The organism is Buttiauxella izardii (assembly GCF_003601925.1).
Classification (GTDB): domain Bacteria; phylum Pseudomonadota; class Gammaproteobacteria; order Enterobacterales; family Enterobacteriaceae; genus Buttiauxella; species Buttiauxella izardii.
In genome coordinates this window covers 13,274-29,985 of the sequence record NZ_QZWH01000032.1, presented here as the reverse complement: position 1 = coordinate 29,985, position 16,712 = coordinate 13,274, and the positions used below count along the sequence as shown (strand labels likewise).

Sequence of the window (16,712 nt, the reverse complement as noted above, 5' to 3'; positions counted from 1 at the left end):
CAAGATGAAAGGCTTCCGTATAAAAATGAATAAAAAAATTCCTGTTCTTTTTTTTACAATATTATTTTCACCATTTTTTTTCTCAGCAACGGCTTCAGCGACCAATGGGATATGTACTCTGGATCCCGGAACTCATGATTTTAATGCTGACTTTGGTAATATTAGCGCTCAGCGAAACTTGCCTATAGGTTCGCTTTTGGCTGTAAAAGACTTTGCATACGGGCAATTATTAGCTAATTGTTCTGGAGGTGATTACGATGCCAGCATTGAGCTTATGCCAACCTTTGCGAACGGGAACTCTACTATAATTAATGGGGATAATGTATACCAAACTACAATTTTAGGCGTCGGTTTTGCAGCAAGAGTAGATGACCAACCTATTAACCGAACATTACTATTAACACAAAATAAAGAAAAGGCATTAAGCCCTAAAATTACAATAAAGCTTTATAAAACCGGGAATATTGTTTCTGATCACCTGCCGATAGGGCAGATTTTAAATTACAAACTTGCAACCAGCACAGGTCTTACTCAGGCAGCAAGTTATAATTTGACATCCGGCTCCGTGACACAATCAGCATGTGAAATAACAGGAGCTACTGCTATTCCGGTAGAAATGGGGGAGCTGACAACAGATACAATGCATGGAAAAGGCTCAACAAGTAATCCTGTTGGAATTACTATCCCTTTAAATTGTGATTCAGGCACGAATGTTAATATCAGCTTTTCTGCAACGTCCTCTCTTGGAGATGGAATTATTGATCTTGCCGACGGAGGGGCACAAGGTATTGGAATAAAATTAATGTATGATAAGAATCCGATCAAATTTGGTCAATCTTTCTATGTTGCCCAATCTCAAACAAACGGCACGTTCAGCATTCCGCTAACTGCTGCATATATACAGACGGATAACATAATAAAACCTGGTGATGCCAGTGCTGTAGCTAATTTTACCATCACTTACAATTAATTCAATTTATAGATAATGAATTTTTAGATAATCTTACTTTGGAATCTATACCTAAATTAATTGTGAATATTTTATTCCACTTACAATTGATTAACTAAAAAGAAGGTTTTTATGAAAGTTATTATAAATGTTAAACATTTTAGGCAGTGGTTTCATGAGGTGTATCTGAAGGATTCACAGTATCCTTCTATATTAGAAGATTCAGAGGTGGAAGAAGAATTTTTGAAATCTTTACCCGCTAGATTCCCATGTCTCATTGATATGTCAGGAAGTAGCATCCGCTATATTTACAAGGATGATTTGATTCTATGGCTAGATGTTCTGAATGAGTGTTCAACTAACTAAGTGGTCACTAATGTAATTATTTTTTGATTTTTCTAATGGTTTTTCTTATAGACCGCAATCGTTCTGCTATAGTAATTTTATGTTTTTTATTTTGCTTATAAGTCAATGAATTTTGAAAGGTGCTGGCATGGTAAGTGATTCATTTTTATCTGGAATGCTTAAAGTTAGGGATTTTGATCTTAATCTTCTTTTAACTTTTGAGGCTGTCTATTTTCATAAAAGTGTGACAAAGGCCGCCAATTTTATGGATGTTACACCTTCAGCTGTTAGTCAGGCTCTTACCAAATTGCGTTTCTTTTTTGGAGATCCCCTTTTCATTCGTGAGAAAAATGGACTAGCGGCCACAACGGTTGCCGTTAATTTACACACGAAATTAAGTAAGAATATTAATCCGTTATTAGAAAGTATTAACTCATTTCCCAGCATGAACGAAAAAAGTAGATTTGTTATACATGCTGCACCATACCTCGCTTTGCGTATAATTCCTGATTTTTACTCAGTGCTCCAAGAGAATAAAATTAATTGTGAAATTATCCATATGAATGCTGACGTAATGCTCGAGAATACCGAAGACATTCTGACTTACAGGAAAGCTGATGTAGTTTTTGATACCAAACCATATTATTCATCTTCTACTGTTTGTGAGGCATTTCTCATAGAACAAACTGTTGCAGTGTGCAGTAAAGAACACCCGCGCCTTGGATTAACCCTGAATAAAGAAGAGATGAAACTTGAAAAATCAACCTTTCTTAGTACTCCATCCGAAGACATTAAAAAATTCCAATATGATGCTCTAAGTTACTTTGAAGATAGAGATATTTTATTTTCTAGCCACTCTTTTATTGTTATCGCAGGGGTAATTGAAAAAACTGATTTAGTTGGTTTTGTCCCCTCTTGGTTTGCCAGAAAGTTCATGAGCAGCTTTAATATTAAAATTTTAGAATGCTTGTTTATTTCCAAACCTATTACATTCTATATGACATATAATAAAAGCTCCCTAAAAGATGAAAATTTCAAGGGGTTGATATCACTCTTACAAGAAATAAAAAAATCATAATTATAAATTTAAATTAGATGTCATTTTTAATTTATTGACTTATGGTGTTGAGCTATTTTACGTGCAGTGTGAAATATTCGCAGGACATGAACTCGTTCATTATCGACAACATACACAACGAGTTCGACAGGTGTGCAAAGGCGCAACACATAATAATAATATATGTGTTGCCGATGTGATATTCAGGCTGCGAAACCTGGCTGCGGCTTTAGCCTTCGCTTGCGCAACAACTTCGGGCTTTTCAGTCGCCAGGATCTGTTCGAGGGTTCTGCTTATGTCATTCATTCCTTTTGCATGCATCTGCTGATAAGGAAATATCTCTTTTATAGGTTTAAACCTATACATGGCAAACACTACACCCCCAAATACCCCCACACTATGTAAAGTTTTGCATATCATTTTGACCCTCCCCTTACTGGAAGGTTTAGTCTTTGCGGCAGGCTTAATTCCTCTTTTGAAAGGTATTCATTGATGAAACAAAAACTGCTTTTCGCCTTACTGGCACTCAGCATCAGCGGCTCTGCGTTAGCTGCGCAGGGCGATGCAGATTTCCTTGCCGCACACGGTCTTTCAGGCAAAACCACCGAGCAAATGGTGGAAGCGATCGACGGCTCAACCCAGGCGCGTCCTTTGCCTTATAACGCGGGGATCACCAGCACCGAACTGAAACTTTCCGATGGCACTCAGCAGTTTAGCTACCCGCTGGGCGACAAGTTTTACCTGTCGTTCGCGCCTTACGTGACGCAAACCCATCCGTGTTTTAACCACAGTCTTTCGGGTTGTCGGGGTGAGTTGGCGAACACGCCGTTTGATGTGAAGGTGACGGATAAAAGCGGGAAAGTCGTATTACAGAAAAGCATGACCAGCCACGCCAACGGGTTTGTCGGCGTGTGGTTACCGCGCGATATTGAAGGCACGATTGAAGTCAAATATCAGGGCAAAACCGCCAGTGCACCGATTGCAACGCACAAAGAAAGCCAGACCTGTTTAACCACGCTGCAATTGCAGGGTTAACCGTTGTCATGTCGGGTGAGGCTAACGTTCACCCGACATTCAACCCTCTATCTCTGCGACCAAAACGCCTGCTGCATCGCCCTAGTCTCTTCAATAATTTCCGGAACCGGGCCGATAAGTTCCACCGGTTTCTGACAATGTTCAAAAACATATTTCGACGACACGCTCATGGTCGGGTTTTCTTCGTGGCTACCGGTGGCTTCCAGTAACTGGCTCTCATACATGCCGAAAACCACGCGCCCGATGTTCGCCCAGTACGCGGTTCCGGCGCACATACAGCAAGGTTCGACGGCGGTATACAGCGTGCATTGCCACAAATATTCGGCGGTAAAGTTGGTTGCAGCAATACGCGCAAGGGTCGATTCCGCGTGGTTTACCGTGTCGATATTGCATTGTTCGAGCAGTACGGTTTCGTTATCGGGTGCCACCAGCAGCGCACCAAACGGATGATGCCCGAGGGCAATCGCCCGCTCCGCCACGGCATTGGAACGGCGCAAATGGCGCAAGATCTGTTCTTTACTCGGCTTTGGCCCACGTTTTACTGACATGTTGTCCTTCCTTATTTCGCATCAAGGCTCCATGGGAACAGGCGTTTTTGTAGCCAGCTCACCAGGCCATAAAGAGTCAAACTGCACACCACCAGCAAAAACAAACTGGCGAAGGCCAATGGGATTTTGAACGATGAAGTGCTGAACAAAATCAGATAACCCAGCCCTTGATCGGCGGCGACAAACTCCGCTACCACCGCACCGATTATCGACAGCGTAATCGCCACTTTCAGCGCGCTGAAAATATACGGCACCGCATAAGGCATGCGGATTTGCCAGTATTCACGGTTGCGCGGCGCACGCAGAGTTTTCGAGAGTTCGAGTAATTCAGAAGGCACCGAAGTCATGCCCGTGGCGGTGGAAATCACCAGCGGGAAGAAGGAAATCAGCGTGGTGATCACCACTCGCGGCAACATGCCCGAACCGAGCGTGACGACAATAATCGGCGCAATCGCCACCACCGGCGTGGACTGAATCACAATCAGCCATGGCAGCACGAGGCGGGCAAGCAATTTTGAGCTAACGATGGCAATCGCCAGCGGCAGCGCAATCACAATCGCCAGCAGGAATCCACTCAGCGCCACGCTTAACGTCGCCAGAATATGTGTCGCCCAACGCCCGGCATCCAGCGTGCTTACAGAAGCAAAAATGGCCGACGGCGACGGCAGAATAAACACCGGAATGGCGAATAATTTACACGCCCCTTCCCACAGCAAAATCGCCACAATCAGCGCCAATAGCGCGATATATCTTTCCAGAAACGCTTTCATGCAGGCTCCTTGCGGCGGCTAAAGACTTTGTGGCGAATCTCGGCTGTTAGCGCGTGGAATAGCGGATGGTTCAGCGTTTCTTCATCGCGCGGGCGCGGCAGTGGGACATCAATAATTTCACTCACCCGCCCTGGGCGCGCACTCATCACCACAATGCGGTCGGAAAGCAGCAGCGCTTCCTGAATCGAGTGCGTCACAAACAGCACCGTTTTGGGGCGTTCATTCCAGATACGCATTAATTCAAAGCTCATTTCATCGCGCGTCAGGGAATCGAGAGCGGAAAACGGCTCATCCATCAGCAAAATATCCGGGTCATGCAGCAGCGAACGCGCAATTGAAACGCGCTGCTGCATGCCACCGGAAAGCTCCGCCGGGCGCTTTCCAGCAAACTGTGTCAGCCCGGTCATTTCCAGCAACTCATGCCCCCGCGCAATGTCTTTGGCATCGACGCGGCCATATTTGTGTTTCATCGGAAAAGTGATGTTATCCAGCACGTTAAGCCATGGCAGCAAAGTGGGTTTCTGGAACACAAATCCCATTTCGTCACGCGGCTCGGTAACAGGTTTACCATACACCGAAATCGTGCCGCTGCTCGGTTTAAGCAGCCCGGCAATCAGGCGCAAAATGGTGGATTTCCCGCAGCCTGACGGGCCAATAAACGATACAAACTCATGGCGGCGCAGCGTCAGATTGACTTCGTCCAGCGCCGTGACTTGCGTGCCATCGGCGGATATAAATGTCTGATTAACATGACTTAGCTCTATAACAGGCTGCATAACATTCCCTTATTTGGCGAGATAAGTACGGTCAACCAGTGTTTCCGGGTTCACTTTATCGAGCGGATATTTCATCGATTTCGCCACCCATTCCCAGGTGTGTTTGAGTAGCGTCGGGTCAAATTGCCCGAGGCCATCGCGCTGGCTAATTTCATTCACGATCAGCGGTTTGGTGACGTTAAAGTCAGCTTCTAACATCGCCACATCCGCTTCCGGCACCATCGCTTTTTGGTCAGCAGCGGCTTTCTCCGGGTGCGCGAGGCTAAACTCGATAGACTTTTTCGCCGCCCGCAGGAAGCGCGCCACCACGTCTGGCTTTTCTTTGATGAGCTTATCGGAGGCAAAGAACGACAGGCCGTAGCCGTCGAGGCCGTAATCCGTCCACGCCAGTTCCAGCGGTTTTTTGCCGACCTGCGTCAGCGTCGCTTCAATACTTGGGCGATTGGTCGACCACACCACCACGCCGTCAACACGGCCTTGCGCCAGCATCGGCACCAGCGTGCCGGGGTCGGCTTTGATCTGTTTTACGCTGTCAGGATCCACACCGTTGTTTTGCAGCATAATCGGCAGCAGCGCGTTAGAAGCCGAGAAAGTCGGGATCCCCAGTGTTTTACCTTTCAGGCTTTTCATGTCGGTGACGCCGCTACCCTGCCAGGAGTAAATCGCATCTGGCTGTTTTGAGTAGATGCTCATAATCGCCTTCACCGGAATGCCGCCTTCTGCCTGCGCCATCATTAAAGAAGCAATGCCGCCAGTGCCGATATCCGCCGCGCCCGAGGCGATTTTAGTCAGGGTGTCGCTGCTGCCACGGCCGGGTAAAATGGTCACGTCCAGCCCTTCGGCGGCATAAAATCCTTCCTGGACGCCGACAAAAACGAACGCTTTATCGCCGCCATTCGGCATCCAGTCGAGCTGCAATTTGAGCTTATCTACCGCACTCGCATGCGCACTTACCAGGGCCAGGGCTACAGCGGTTGTCAGGGTGAATACACGCATGCTTATCTCCTCAAAGGGGAATTGTGAAACGTTTGTCACAACGGTTAGAAACTTTTGTTTCAAACATACGAGGAGCAAGGTCAAAAGTTAAAATAGGAAAATCTTATAACCTGCTAAAAAGCAGGCGTTTAGCGCGGAACAGGTTCGGTTTTCTTTATTCTCGGGCGCGAGAGGTATACCGTGTTGGGCATTAGAAATATCTCAGCCGGAACCCCCGGTTCAAAGAAAGAGGATTGATTATGAAAGCAGTCGTACTCGAACAAGTTGAAGGCCAGACTCAGGCAGAAGTGAAGCAAATTACCGTCCCTGGCGAGGAGTTGGGAAACGTGCTGGTTGATGTTGAGTGGTCAAGCCTGAACTATAAAGACGCGCTGGCGATCACCGGAAAAGGCAAAATCATCCGTAACTTCCCGATGGTGCCAGGCATTGATTTCGCAGGCCGCGTGGCCGCGAGCAGCGACAGCGCCTTTAACGCAGGCCAGGAAGTGGTGCTGACCGGCTGGGGCGTGGGTGAAAACCATTGGGGCGGCCTGGCGGAACAAGCACGTGTGAAGTCCGAATGGCTGGTGCCACTGCCTGCGGGCTTAACCGCTCGCAAAGCGATGATCGTCGGCACCGCGGGCTTCACTGCCATGCTGTGCGTGATGGCTCTGGAAGAAGCAGGCATCACGCCGCAAAGCGGTGAAGTAGTCGTGACCGGCGCCAGCGGAGGCGTGGGCAGCACCGCCATCGCCCTGCTCCACGCGTTGGGCTACCAGGTTGTGGCGGTTTCAGGCCGTGAATCTACCCATGATTACTTGCGCCAGTTGGGTGCCAGCCGCATTCTGCCGCGCAGTGAATTTGCTGAAACTCGCCCACTGGAAAAACAAGTGTGGGCAGGAGCGGTCGATACCGTAGGCGGTAACGTGCTCGCCAAACTACTGGCACAGATGAACTACTCCGGCTGCGTCGCCGCTTGTGGCCTGGCGGGCGGCTTCTCGCTGCCAACCACCGTGATGCCATTTATTCTGCGTAACGTGCGTCTGCAAGGCGTGGATTCAGTGAGCGCACCGATTGAGCGCCGCATTGCTGCGTGGGAGCGTCTGGCGAAGTTGCTGCCGGAGAGTTTCTATCAGACGGCGACGACGGAGATTAGTCTGGAGCAGGCAGCGAAATTTGCCGATGACATTATGAATAATGCGGTTCAGGGGCGGACGCTGGTTAAGGTGAGCTAATCTGAACTAAGCCGTTGTAAGGTGGATAAGCGGTTAACGCTATCCACCTTTTTTCGCTTATGTCGGTTGACGCTGCGCTTAACCGACCTACAAAGCAGATTTATCGTCAGGCAGGCAACACAATGTTGCTATCCGCCAGCGACCCCATCTCATTGTGCATCGCACACGCCGCATCCACTAAATGCATCGCCAGCGCCGCACCGCTGCCCTCGCCCAGACGCATGCCCATCTGCAAATACGGCTCAAGCCCCAGTTTATTCATCGCAATCACCGCGCCTTTTTCAGCCGACAGATGCGACGGAATCAGGTAATCGCGCACACCTGGTGCAATCTGGCAGGCCGCCAGCGCTGAAGCGTAAGACAAGAATCCATCGAGAACTACTGGAAGCCCCGCCGCCGCCGCACCGAGCATCACGCCGGTCATTCCGACGAGGTCAAAACCGCCGACTTTTGCCAGCACGTCGATACCGTCCGCGGCATCCGGCTGGTTGGTTTCAATCGCCTGGCGCACCACGGCAATTTTGTGGTGCAGCTTGTCGCTCGGGAAGTTTGCCCCCATGCCGACCACGTCGTCTGGTGCGCTGTCGGTTAACACGCTGACCATCGCCGCCGCTGGCGTGGTGTTCGCCATGCCCAGTTCGCCCACGCCAAATAACGTCACGCCCTCTGCCGCTTTTTGCATGGTGAGTTGCATGGTTGCCAGCAGCAAATCTTCGGCTTGCTGGCGGCTCATCGCCGGGCCTCGAGCGATGTTGCCGCTGCCGCGCGCCACTTTCATATTCAGCACGCCGGGCAGCGCGTCGCTGTCGATACCGACATCCACTACGTGAATATCCGCGCCGACGGTAGCGCCTAATACGCACACGCCAGTGTTGTGGCGCGTCATGTTGCTGGCCTGAATGGCGGTGACAATTTGCGGGGAAATCGCCACACCTTCGGCATACACGCCGTGGTCGGCGCACATCACGAGAATGGCTTTGCGCTTAGTATTCAGGCCGTTTTTCATGCCCGGCATTCCCGCCAGTTGCACCGCTAATGCTTCGAGGCGACCGAGGCTGCCAAACGGCTTTAACAGGCCATCAATGTGTTGTTGGGCGCGAGCCATGGCTTCGCTATCAAGCGGGGAAATCATTGCCATAAGGGAATTTAAAGTTTGCATTTTTTATTCTCAAAAACGTTATAAAAATCAGCCTAGTAGGTCGGATAAGCGCAGCGTCATCCGACAATCAGCGCAGCAGTGCCAATAAAAACACCACTTCGCCCAATTCAATTGCGGCCCCTAACGTGTCGCCGGTTTGCCCGCCGAGGGTGCGTTTGAGCATCCAGCCGAGGCCAAAGACCGCCAGCAGCGTAACCACCAGCGCCAACAAGCCGGAAGTCGGCAACAGAACGGTGCATAACACCGCGCCACCGAGCAATGTCAGCAGCGTTTGTGTGCCGGTCACTTTGCCGATAAACAGGTTGCCGAGGCCCTTTTCACGGGCGTATTGGTGGTTGTACATCATCAGCACGCAGGCGGTGCGCCCGGCGATAGAAGCCGCCGCGAGCACTGGCAGCATATTGCCATCTCGCAGCGCCAGTTCGCTGACCACCAGCACTTTCGTCACAATCACGAAAATGAGCGCCAGCCCGCCATGGGTGCCGAGGCGGCTGTCGCGCATGATTTCTAACATGCGGTCACGAGTACGTGCCGAGAAAACGCCGTCGCAAGTATCGGCAAGGCCATCAAGATGAAAACCACCGGTTAACAGCGCCAGCGCCAGCACATAACCCATCGCCGCCAGCGGTAAACCCGCCCACGGTTGCAACAGCGTAAACACCCCGCCCGCCAGTGCGCCCAACAGCAGGCCGACAAACGGGAACGTGACGATGCCGCGCACATATTGGTGAGTTTCGATGCCATCGGCCCAGCGCGCACGCACCGGAATGCGGCTCATAAACTGCAAGGTGGCGAAGAACAAACGAACAATCATTTAATTTTGACTCCAATCCCTGAAACGACCAGCCAGACTTCATCGGCTTTCTGCGCCAGACGCTGGTTGACGCGCCCGGCAATATCGCGGAAATGCCGCGCCAGGCGGTTTTCCGGCACGATGCCCATTCCCACTTCGTTAGTCACCAGAATCACTTCCGCCGGGCTGGCTTCACAGGCGGCAAGCAAAATGTCGATTTGCTGATTCACCACGGTTTCCATGGCGTCAAAATCCCAGTCGTCTTCGGCTTTATCGCCTGCGGCGTCGTACATCACGTTGGTAATCAGCGTGGTAATGCACTCCAGCAGCACCGCTTCGTGTGCCTCGTTTTGCTGATTAATCACGGTGTTGAGTTCGCGATATTGCTCCACGGTGCGCCAGTGCGCCGGGCGGCTGTCGCGGTGATGTTGGATGCGTTGTTCCATTTCACTGTCGAAAATTTTCGAGGTGGCGATATAAATCACGCGCTCAAAGTTTGCCGCCAGTTGTTCGGCATGGCGGCTTTTCCCACTGCGCGCACCGCCGGTAACGAGTTTCATTGAGGCTGCTCCTGATGCTCACGCATAATCTGGTAAATCTTTGCCATATCAATATGTTCGCGCATCGCGTCCGCCAGAATGTCGAACTGCTGATTTTTGTGTTTCTGGTAATCAAACACTTCGCCTTCCCAGGTACTGAGCCCTTTGCGAAGACGCAAGCTGTCGAGCAGGCTACGGGTAAATTCGCCGCTATCAAACAGGCCGTGGAGATAAGTGCCCAGCACGCGTCCATCGTCGCTGATTGCGCCGTCAAGATTATGATAAGGCTGAGTATTGCACTCGGTGAACGTCGCAAATGGCGAGATGTTTTCCCCGCGTTGGGTTTCGCCCATATGGATTTCATAACCCGCGAGTGAGGTGCCTGCGCTGGCGGCAAAAATGCCAGGCAAATCTGACTGCACGTTTCCGGCCACGCGGGTGGTGGTTTTTTCATGGGCAAAACGAGTCACGACATCCAGCAGCCCGATGCCCGGCATTTCGCCCAGGCCAGATTCCACTTCGTCGTAAATGTGCTGCCCGAGCATCTGATAGCCGCCGCAAATCCCCAGTACCGCGCCATTGTTGCGATGATGGGCCAGCAGTGCCGCCTCGAAACCGTTTTCACGCAGCCAGCGCAAATCACCGAGGGTATTTTTGCTACCTGGCACAATCACCAGATCACTGTTTTGCAGCTCATCGGCTTTGCTGACGTAACGCAGACGCACGTCCGGTTGCGCCGCCAGCGCGTTAAAGTCGGTGAAGTTCGACATATACGGCAGTTGCAGCACCGCGATATCCAGATCTTTCGCCGTCACCGAATCATATTTCCCGCGATCGAGCACCACGCTGTCTTCATCTTCGAGATCCACGTTCAGCCACGGCATTACGCCCAAAACGGGCACGCCGGTTAACGCTTCAATCTGTTCGATACCGGAATAAAGCAGCGCCACATCGCCGCGAAACTTGTTGATGATGACGCCTTTGACGCGCCACTTTTCATGCTCCAGCAGCAGCGCGATAGTGCCGTAAATCGAGGCAAACACACCGCCGCGATCGATATCCGCCACCAGAATCACCGGGCATTGCGCCAGTTCCGCCATACCCATATTGACGATATCGCGGTCGCGTAAATTGATTTCCGCCGGGCTGCCCGCGCCTTCAAGCACCATCACATCGTGCTCTGCCGCCAGGCTCTGGTAGACCTCGCGGATTTGCGTTTTCAGCTGCGGTTTGTAGTTGTGATAGGTCACCGCATCCATGTTGGTGGCGACTTTGCCCATCAACACCACCTGCGCTTTGCAGTCGCTGGTCGGCTTGAGTAATACCGGGTTCATGCGCACATCCGGGGCGATGCCTGCCGCTTCGGCCTGGAAAATCTGCGCCCGGCCCATCTCTTTGCCATCCGGCGTGATGCCCGAATTGAGCGCCATATTTTGCGATTTAAACGGCGCGGTGCGATGGCCGTCCTGGGCAAAGATGCGGCAAAAACCAGCCACCAGCATACTTTTGCCAACGTCCGAGGCGGTGCCCTGAACCATTATTGAAAGGCTCATCATGCTTCCTTTGTTTCGCGTAACGCGTTGAATAATTGGGTTTCGGTTTTGCACAGCGGGAAGCCGAGTTCACTGTGTAGTTTGACCAGCCACGGCTGAACTAATCCGGCAGCACGCAACATTTCGCTCTGGCTAAAGACAGTGCCTGGCGAACCTTGCGCCACAATTTTGCCGCGATTCATCACGTACACGCCATCACAAACTTCATAAATCAAATCAATATCATGGCTGGAAATCACCACATGTTTCCCCTGCGTGGCAATGCGGGCGATGATCTCAATCATCTGCTGGCGGCCTGAAGGATCAAGCCCGGCGGTGGGTTCATCCAACAATAAATAGTCGGCTTCCATCACCAGCGCCCCGGCAATCGCCACGCGTTTTTTCTGCCCGTGGCTTAAATACTGAATCGGCTTATGGCGAAAAGATTGCGCGTCCACCAGCTCAATGGCGTGCTCTACGCGGCGGGTGATTTCGGCTTCATTGACGCCAAGGTTGCGCAGGCTGAATGCGATATCGCTGTCGATATCGGTATAAAAAATTTGCTGTTCCGGATCCTGAAACACGGTGGTGACGCGCTGGCGATGCTCAATCAGCCCGGCTTTGCTGTAATTAAGCGGCTTGCCTTGCCACAAAACGGCCCCGCTGTTCGGGCGCAATACGCCATTGAGATTCATAAATAGTGTCGATTTACCGCAGCCGTTTTCGCCCACAATCCCGGTGACGGCACAACGACCAAAGTCGAAAGTTAAGTCGTGCAGAACGGTTTCGTCTTGATAACTAAACGATAAATTATGGGTTGCGAGCATTGGTGCGGTTCTCACAGGTGAAAATCACCCTGGTAAAGTTTGACGTCAAGCGTGGTCACCATTTGCTGGTAGCGCACCAGCACGCGGGAAAACAGCATACTGATTAACATCGCCAGCGAGCGGTATCCGCCAGGCAAAGTACGATAACCGAAACGCAGTGACTGAGCACGATGAATGGCCTGCGCTTCGTCCAACAGGATAAAAATAAAACGCCAGGTGAGCAGGATTTGCTCGGTCAATAAGCGCGGCACTCGCAAACGCTGGAGCAACTGAATCAGCTGAGGAAATGGCAGATTGAGCACCAGCCAATACGTGGCGGCGAGCGCAGCCAGGCTGCGCCAGAACGTCTGGTTCGCGACTACAATGCCTTGCGCATCAATGCCGATGTAAAACGAGCCGAGTGGCACGCTCCACAGCAATGACTGCGCGTGGTGCGAGGCGCTAAAAATAATCGTCACCACGCCGATGAGCAAAAAGCCCAGCGGCACCGCCAGCCAGCGCAAGTAACGCAGCGGCCCCACGCGCAGCAGCCAGCAGGTGAACGCCGCAATCACCAGCAGCAAAATACCCTGCCCGACGGGCGGCAACGCAAAGGCAAGCACCATCAGCAGCAAATACAGCGCGAATTTGCGCAGCGGCGAAACCTGGCACCAACGGCTTTGGTAGCTGAGTTTATCAATCCCCAGCATGGTCTTCGCGCTTGCCCCGGTAATAGCCGAGGATGTAGAAAATCACCGCCGTGCCGAGGGAGCCTTGCAGCGTAAACAGCAGGCTTTCGATTTCACTGCTCGCCGGTTCGTAAAGCGGTTTGAACCACGGTTTGTAATGCGGGGCGACGACTAAAATCTGGCCCTCGGCCTGGTCGTCGGAACCGCCGTAATCGCCGCCGTGCGAAACAAAGAACGGCACAATCATCAATCCCACCACCAGGGCGAGCAAAATCAGCGTCTTTTTCATGTTATTGGCCCTTAACCGGAAGCAAATGGCGCTTCGTGAGTTGGTCGTAAATCATCACCGTCAGCAGGCCTTCGGCGATGGCAATCGGGATTTGCGTCAGGCAGAAGATGCCCATGAATTTCATCGAGGAACCGGTAACGCCAAAGTGCGGATCGGGGAACGCCACGCCGAGCTGAATGGAAGTGACAAAATAGGTGGTTAAGTCGGCAAGCATCGCGCACAAGAACACGCTCACGTCGCGACGGAACCCGGCTTTGCACGCCAGTTTCCACACCAGATAACCGACGATTGGGCCAATCACCGCCATCGACATGCCGTTGGCACCGAGCGTAGTCAAGCCGCCGTGGGCCAGTAATAGTGCCTGGAATAAAAGCACAATCGCGCCCAATACGGCGACGACGCCAGGGCCAAACAAAATCACCGCCAGGCCTACGCCCGTCGGGTGCGAGCAGCTTCCGGTGACCGACGGGATTTTTAACGCCGAGAGCACAAAGATAAACGCGCCGCATAATGCCAGCAGCACCTTTTGGTTGCTGTCTTCGGCGACAATCTGGCGCAGGCGCACCAGCCCGACATACAGGCATGGCAGGAATAAAATCCACCAGGTCAGCGCCCACATCGGCGGCAGAAAACCTTCCATAATGTGCATGGCAAAGGCTTCTTGCGGCACGATCAGCAGCAACATTCCCATGCCGAGGCCGGTCAATGAGAGTTTTTTAAGTCGCGATTCCATTGGGTTCCTTGCTTGTTTATTGTCGGATGACGCTGCGCTTATCCGACCTACACGGTTTCATAAGGCCTTTGTTTTTGTCGGATGACGCTGCACTTATCCGACATACGCGGTTTCATAAACCTTTGTTTTCGTAGGGTGGATAAGCGCCAGCGTCATCCACCAATGGTTTTAGCGCTGCCACTTTTTGTTGACCAAAATGGTCGAGAAATACGGCAGCTTTTGGTCATCCGCAACTTCGTTAAGATCTCGCCAGCACTGCTCACCCGGTAGCGTCGCTTCGGCCATTAACACCGCGCTGTCGATAAGCTCAAGATGTTGCAAAAGCGCTTTGATTTGCGCAAAACGCCCGTAAACCTTCATCAACACCACGCAATCGTGGGAACGTAACGCCTGCGTCAGCGCCTGATGTGATGCGGTGCAAGACATCACCGCCAAAGACTGCTGCTCCATCGCCAGCGGCAGTTGGGCGCGGGAAGCAATCGCCGCAAACGAAGTCACGCCTGGGACGATTTCCAGCCACTCCGGGTTGCCGATTCGCGCCAGTAAAAACACCCAGGTGCTGAATAACATCGAATCACCCAGCGTGATAAACCCCACCTGTTTGCCCTGCTCGACTTCACGCACAAGGGCGGCGGCGGTTTCATCCCACACCACCGCTTTTTCGTCGTTATCGGCACTCATCGGGAAATGGCAGGTGCGAATTTCGGTGGTGTCGCTGAGGTATTCGCGCACGATGGAAAGCGCCAGACTGTCGCCGCCTTTGCGCCCTGCGGGAGCATAAAGCACGTCGAGTTTGCCGATGATGCGCGCCGCACGAACGGTGATCAGGTCACTCGCACCAGGCCCGGTGCCGAGGGCATATAAACGTCCGCTCATGCTGTCACCTGGTGTGATTTTTCCAGCGCACGCTGCAAATGGTTGACGAACATCGCACGGATTTGCGGGTTTTCTCCCAAACCTTGCAACCACGGTTGCGCTTCGATGCCTGCTTCCTGCAATTGCGTTTTCCACGAGTCTTCTTCGTCAGAGGCCATGTCGTTAATCGCATGATCGCCCGCCACTAACATCAGCGGCATCAGGTGGACTTTACGCACTTTATCTTGCTGCAAACCGCGCACGATCAGGTCGATCTCCGGGTAGCTTTCAACCGCGCCAACTCGCGCCGGGATCTGACGCGCCGCCATTATATGATCGAGGCAAGCATAGGCAGAAAACGCATGGTGGCTGGCTCCGTGGCCCATAAACACCACGCGTTCGTCGGCTGCAAGCTGTGGCATCTGGCTTTGCAGCGCGTTAAGCAATAACTCGTAATCGTTGAAGTCGCTCAGCAGCGCAGTGCCTAACGCGACACGTTGGAATAAGTGGCTGTAAGCCTGGACTTCGCGGGCGATTTTTTCGTATTCGTCGCCATTAATCACGTGCAGCGATTGCACCGCGACATCCTGATAACCCATGGCCGCCAGGCGTTGTAAGGCCTGCGCGGGGGAATCAATATCGAGGTTATCGCGGCTTTTTAATTTGCGAATAATCATCCCGGAGGTAAACGCGCGGAAGCGGTCGCGGTCGGCAAATGCGCCGCTAAGTTCCTCTTCGCAGGCGACAATATTTTTGGCACAGGTGTCGTGGTAACTGGTGCCGAAACTGATCACTAACAGGGCTTTTTTCATTATTTTCTCTCTTGCAGCCAGCGCATGACGCGGCGGCTCACATCTTCACGGCTTTCTAATAATTCAGGGCCAAAAACTAACGGTTGCGGACGCGTCACCACTACGCAAGGAATGCCTCGTGCCAGCGCGGGGTTTACTTTGTCGAGATACCCGCCTTCGGCACCGGACTCTTTGGTGATCACCACATCGGGCTGGCAGAAGTCGTACAGTGCGGCGTTGAACTCGGCGCTGAACGGGCCGCGCAGCGCGATAATGTTATCGACGCCAAGTCCCAGCGCCTCGCATTCGGCAATCACTTCGCGGGTCGGCAATACGCGCGCCAGTAGCGTTTTATCGGGCAAGCCTTGTTGATACGCCGCCAGCTCTTTGCTGCCAGTGGTTAACAACACGCGCGGGCCAAATTGATTTGCCACCGCGCAGGCAGCTTGCAGGTTTGCCACTTTGTACAACTGCGGGTGACCGAGATCGTTGAGTTCGCTGCGGCGCTGGTAACGGCTTAGCGTTACGCCCACTTTTTTGCAGGCGCTGGCGATGTTGCTGCTGAGAATTTCCGCGTACGGATGCGAAGCATCAATCACCCAGCGCACCGCAAGGCTTGCCAGTAAATCGGCGATTTCGTCGGCGTCGATGCGCCCGACGCGAATCTGCCCGCCGATATTTCCCGCAAGCGACTCCCCCACCGCCGTCGCCACCGAGAGGGTGTACGAAATGCGATGTTCATCGAGGATCTGGCAGATAAATCGGGCGTCGCTGGTGCCGCCGAATACCAGCACCGCGCCAGGATTTATCATGTCGGATGACGCTTCGCTTATCCG

General features: G+C 52.2%; 19 protein-coding genes. 4 read left to right on the top strand and 15 right to left on the bottom strand.

Annotated elements, in window-relative coordinates:
- Nucleotides 1–4: 4 nt before the first annotated feature.
- From D6029_RS14685 to cueP, 3 genes are all read left to right on the top strand, one after another.
- The gene (locus D6029_RS14685; protein WP_120065466.1) at nucleotides 5–970 is read left to right on the top strand and encodes a fimbrial protein; all 966 of its coding nucleotides are present in this window, start codon (nucleotides 5–7) and stop codon (nucleotides 968–970) included.
- A gap of 472 nt (nucleotides 971–1,442) precedes the next feature.
- Nucleotides 1,443–2,372, top strand: a complete 930-nt coding sequence (locus D6029_RS14675) for a LysR family transcriptional regulator (RefSeq protein WP_120065464.1) — start codon at nucleotides 1,443–1,445, stop codon at nucleotides 2,370–2,372.
- Between the two features lie 471 nt (nucleotides 2,373–2,843).
- Nucleotides 2,844–3,386 (top strand): copper-binding periplasmic metallochaperone CueP, encoded by a 543-nt coding sequence (cueP, locus tag D6029_RS14670; RefSeq protein ID WP_120065463.1) that lies wholly within the window; start codon nucleotides 2,844–2,846, stop codon nucleotides 3,384–3,386.
- 47 nt (nucleotides 3,387–3,433) lie between these two features.
- Here cueP and D6029_RS14665 read toward each other — a convergent pair whose 3' ends face one another.
- The 4 genes from D6029_RS14665 to D6029_RS14650 are packed head-to-tail and all read right to left on the bottom strand — an operon-like array spanning nucleotide 3,434 to nucleotide 6,476.
- Nucleotides 3,434–3,934, bottom strand: a complete 501-nt coding sequence (locus D6029_RS14665; RefSeq protein ID WP_120065462.1) for a nucleoside deaminase — start codon at nucleotides 3,932–3,934, stop codon at nucleotides 3,434–3,436.
- Nucleotides 3,935–3,945: 11 nt separating this feature from the next.
- Nucleotides 3,946–4,704, bottom strand: a complete 759-nt coding sequence (locus D6029_RS14660) for an ABC transporter permease (RefSeq protein ID WP_120065461.1) — start codon at nucleotides 4,702–4,704, stop codon at nucleotides 3,946–3,948.
- Nucleotides 4,701–5,480, bottom strand: a complete 780-nt coding sequence (locus D6029_RS14655) for an ABC transporter ATP-binding protein (protein ID WP_120065460.1) — start codon at nucleotides 5,478–5,480, stop codon at nucleotides 4,701–4,703. Before D6029_RS14655 ends, D6029_RS14660 begins: the two co-directional genes overlap by 4 nt.
- Before the next feature lie 9 nt (nucleotides 5,481–5,489).
- The gene (locus tag D6029_RS14650; RefSeq protein ID WP_120065459.1) at nucleotides 5,490–6,476 is read right to left on the bottom strand and encodes an ABC transporter substrate-binding protein; all 987 of its coding nucleotides are present in this window, start codon (nucleotides 6,474–6,476) and stop codon (nucleotides 5,490–5,492) included.
- A gap of 239 nt (nucleotides 6,477–6,715) precedes the next feature.
- On the opposite strand from D6029_RS14650, the gene acuI reads away from it, so the two are divergent.
- Nucleotides 6,716–7,690, top strand: coding sequence for an acrylyl-CoA reductase (NADPH) (gene acuI / locus D6029_RS14645; RefSeq protein WP_120065458.1), 975 nt, complete (start codon nucleotides 6,716–6,718; stop codon nucleotides 7,688–7,690).
- Nucleotides 7,691–7,796: 106 nt separating this feature from the next.
- Here acuI and cobT read toward each other — a convergent pair whose 3' ends face one another.
- The 11 genes from cobT to D6029_RS14590 all read right to left on the bottom strand — a co-directional run bounded on the left by cobT (nucleotide 7,797) and on the right by D6029_RS14590 (nucleotide 16,685).
- Entirely contained in the window at nucleotides 7,797–8,849 is a 1,053-nt protein-coding gene (gene cobT, locus D6029_RS14640) for a nicotinate-nucleotide--dimethylbenzimidazole phosphoribosyltransferase (RefSeq protein WP_120065457.1), read from the bottom strand.
- Between the two features lie 67 nt (nucleotides 8,850–8,916).
- The gene (cobS, locus tag D6029_RS14635; RefSeq protein WP_120065479.1) at nucleotides 8,917–9,660 is read right to left on the bottom strand and encodes an adenosylcobinamide-GDP ribazoletransferase; all 744 of its coding nucleotides are present in this window, start codon (nucleotides 9,658–9,660) and stop codon (nucleotides 8,917–8,919) included.
- The gene (gene cobU / locus D6029_RS14630; protein ID WP_120065456.1) at nucleotides 9,660–10,202 is read right to left on the bottom strand and encodes a bifunctional adenosylcobinamide kinase/adenosylcobinamide-phosphate guanylyltransferase; all 543 of its coding nucleotides are present in this window, start codon (nucleotides 10,200–10,202) and stop codon (nucleotides 9,660–9,662) included. Before cobU ends, cobS begins: the two co-directional genes overlap by 1 nt.
- Nucleotides 10,199–11,734 carry a cobyric acid synthase gene (locus D6029_RS14625; RefSeq protein WP_120065455.1) on the bottom strand — a complete coding sequence of 512 codons (1,536 nt, stop codon included), beginning with the start codon at nucleotides 11,732–11,734 and terminating at the stop codon, nucleotides 10,199–10,201. The genes cobU and D6029_RS14625 overlap by 4 nt, the downstream gene beginning before the upstream one ends.
- Nucleotides 11,734–12,540, bottom strand: coding sequence for an ATP-binding cassette domain-containing protein (locus tag D6029_RS14620; RefSeq protein ID WP_120065454.1), 807 nt, complete (start codon nucleotides 12,538–12,540; stop codon nucleotides 11,734–11,736). The genes D6029_RS14625 and D6029_RS14620 overlap by 1 nt, the downstream gene beginning before the upstream one ends.
- Before the next feature lie 11 nt (nucleotides 12,541–12,551).
- A complete protein-coding gene (locus D6029_RS14615) occupies nucleotides 12,552–13,229 on the bottom strand; it encodes an energy-coupling factor ABC transporter transmembrane protein (protein WP_120065453.1) in 678 nt (225 codons plus the stop codon).
- Nucleotides 13,216–13,497, bottom strand: coding sequence for an energy-coupling factor ABC transporter substrate-binding protein (locus tag D6029_RS14610; RefSeq protein WP_120065452.1), 282 nt, complete (start codon nucleotides 13,495–13,497; stop codon nucleotides 13,216–13,218). Before D6029_RS14610 ends, D6029_RS14615 begins: the two co-directional genes overlap by 14 nt.
- Nucleotide 13,498: 1 nt before the next feature.
- Entirely contained in the window at nucleotides 13,499–14,230 is a 732-nt protein-coding gene (gene cbiM / locus D6029_RS14605) for a cobalt ECF transporter S component CbiM (protein ID WP_120065451.1), read from the bottom strand.
- 168 nt (nucleotides 14,231–14,398) lie between these two features.
- Nucleotides 14,399–15,106 (bottom strand): cobalt-factor II C(20)-methyltransferase, encoded by a 708-nt coding sequence (locus D6029_RS14600; protein WP_120065450.1) that lies wholly within the window; start codon nucleotides 15,104–15,106, stop codon nucleotides 14,399–14,401.
- Nucleotides 15,103–15,897, bottom strand: coding sequence for a sirohydrochlorin cobaltochelatase (cbiK, locus tag D6029_RS14595; protein ID WP_120065449.1), 795 nt, complete (start codon nucleotides 15,895–15,897; stop codon nucleotides 15,103–15,105). The genes D6029_RS14600 and cbiK overlap by 4 nt, the downstream gene beginning before the upstream one ends.
- Nucleotides 15,897–16,685, bottom strand: a complete 789-nt coding sequence (locus D6029_RS14590; protein WP_244212415.1) for a cobalt-precorrin-6A reductase — start codon at nucleotides 16,683–16,685, stop codon at nucleotides 15,897–15,899. The genes cbiK and D6029_RS14590 overlap by 1 nt, the downstream gene beginning before the upstream one ends.
- Between the last annotated feature and the right edge of the window lie 27 nt (nucleotides 16,686–16,712).

Excerpts from the sequence above, each read along its gene's own strand:
- D6029_RS14685 (WP_120065466.1), top strand. The coding sequence starts at position 5 with ATGAAAGGCTTCCGTATAAAAATGAATAAAAAAATTCCTGTTCTTTTT.
- D6029_RS14675 (WP_120065464.1), top strand. The coding sequence starts at position 1,443 with ATGGTAAGTGATTCATTTTTATCTGGAATGCTTAAAGTTAGGGATTTT.
- cueP (WP_120065463.1), top strand. The coding sequence starts at position 2,844 with ATGAAACAAAAACTGCTTTTCGCCTTACTGGCACTCAGCATCAGCGGC.
- D6029_RS14665 (WP_120065462.1), bottom strand. The coding sequence starts at position 3,934 with ATGTCAGTAAAACGTGGGCCAAAGCCGAGTAAAGAACAGATCTTGCGC.
- D6029_RS14660 (WP_120065461.1), bottom strand. The coding sequence starts at position 4,704 with ATGAAAGCGTTTCTGGAAAGATATATCGCGCTATTGGCGCTGATTGTG.
- D6029_RS14655 (WP_120065460.1), bottom strand. The coding sequence starts at position 5,480 with ATGCAGCCTGTTATAGAGCTAAGTCATGTTAATCAGACATTTATATCC.
- D6029_RS14650 (WP_120065459.1), bottom strand. The coding sequence starts at position 6,476 with ATGCGTGTATTCACCCTGACAACCGCTGTAGCCCTGGCCCTGGTAAGT.
- acuI (WP_120065458.1), top strand. The coding sequence starts at position 6,716 with ATGAAAGCAGTCGTACTCGAACAAGTTGAAGGCCAGACTCAGGCAGAA.
- cobT (WP_120065457.1), bottom strand. The coding sequence starts at position 8,849 with ATGCAAACTTTAAATTCCCTTATGGCAATGATTTCCCCGCTTGATAGC.
- cobU (WP_120065456.1), bottom strand. The coding sequence starts at position 10,202 with ATGAAACTCGTTACCGGCGGTGCGCGCAGTGGGAAAAGCCGCCATGCC.
- D6029_RS14625 (WP_120065455.1), bottom strand. The coding sequence starts at position 11,734 with ATGAGCCTTTCAATAATGGTTCAGGGCACCGCCTCGGACGTTGGCAAA.
- D6029_RS14620 (WP_120065454.1), bottom strand. The coding sequence starts at position 12,540 with ATGCTCGCAACCCATAATTTATCGTTTAGTTATCAAGACGAAACCGTT.
- D6029_RS14615 (WP_120065453.1), bottom strand. The coding sequence starts at position 13,229 with ATGCTGGGGATTGATAAACTCAGCTACCAAAGCCGTTGGTGCCAGGTT.
- D6029_RS14610 (WP_120065452.1), bottom strand. The coding sequence starts at position 13,497 with ATGAAAAAGACGCTGATTTTGCTCGCCCTGGTGGTGGGATTGATGATT.
- cbiM (WP_120065451.1), bottom strand. The coding sequence starts at position 14,230 with ATGGAATCGCGACTTAAAAAACTCTCATTGACCGGCCTCGGCATGGGA.
- D6029_RS14600 (WP_120065450.1), bottom strand. The coding sequence starts at position 15,106 with ATGAGCGGACGTTTATATGCCCTCGGCACCGGGCCTGGTGCGAGTGAC.
- cbiK (WP_120065449.1), bottom strand. The coding sequence starts at position 15,897 with ATGAAAAAAGCCCTGTTAGTGATCAGTTTCGGCACCAGTTACCACGAC.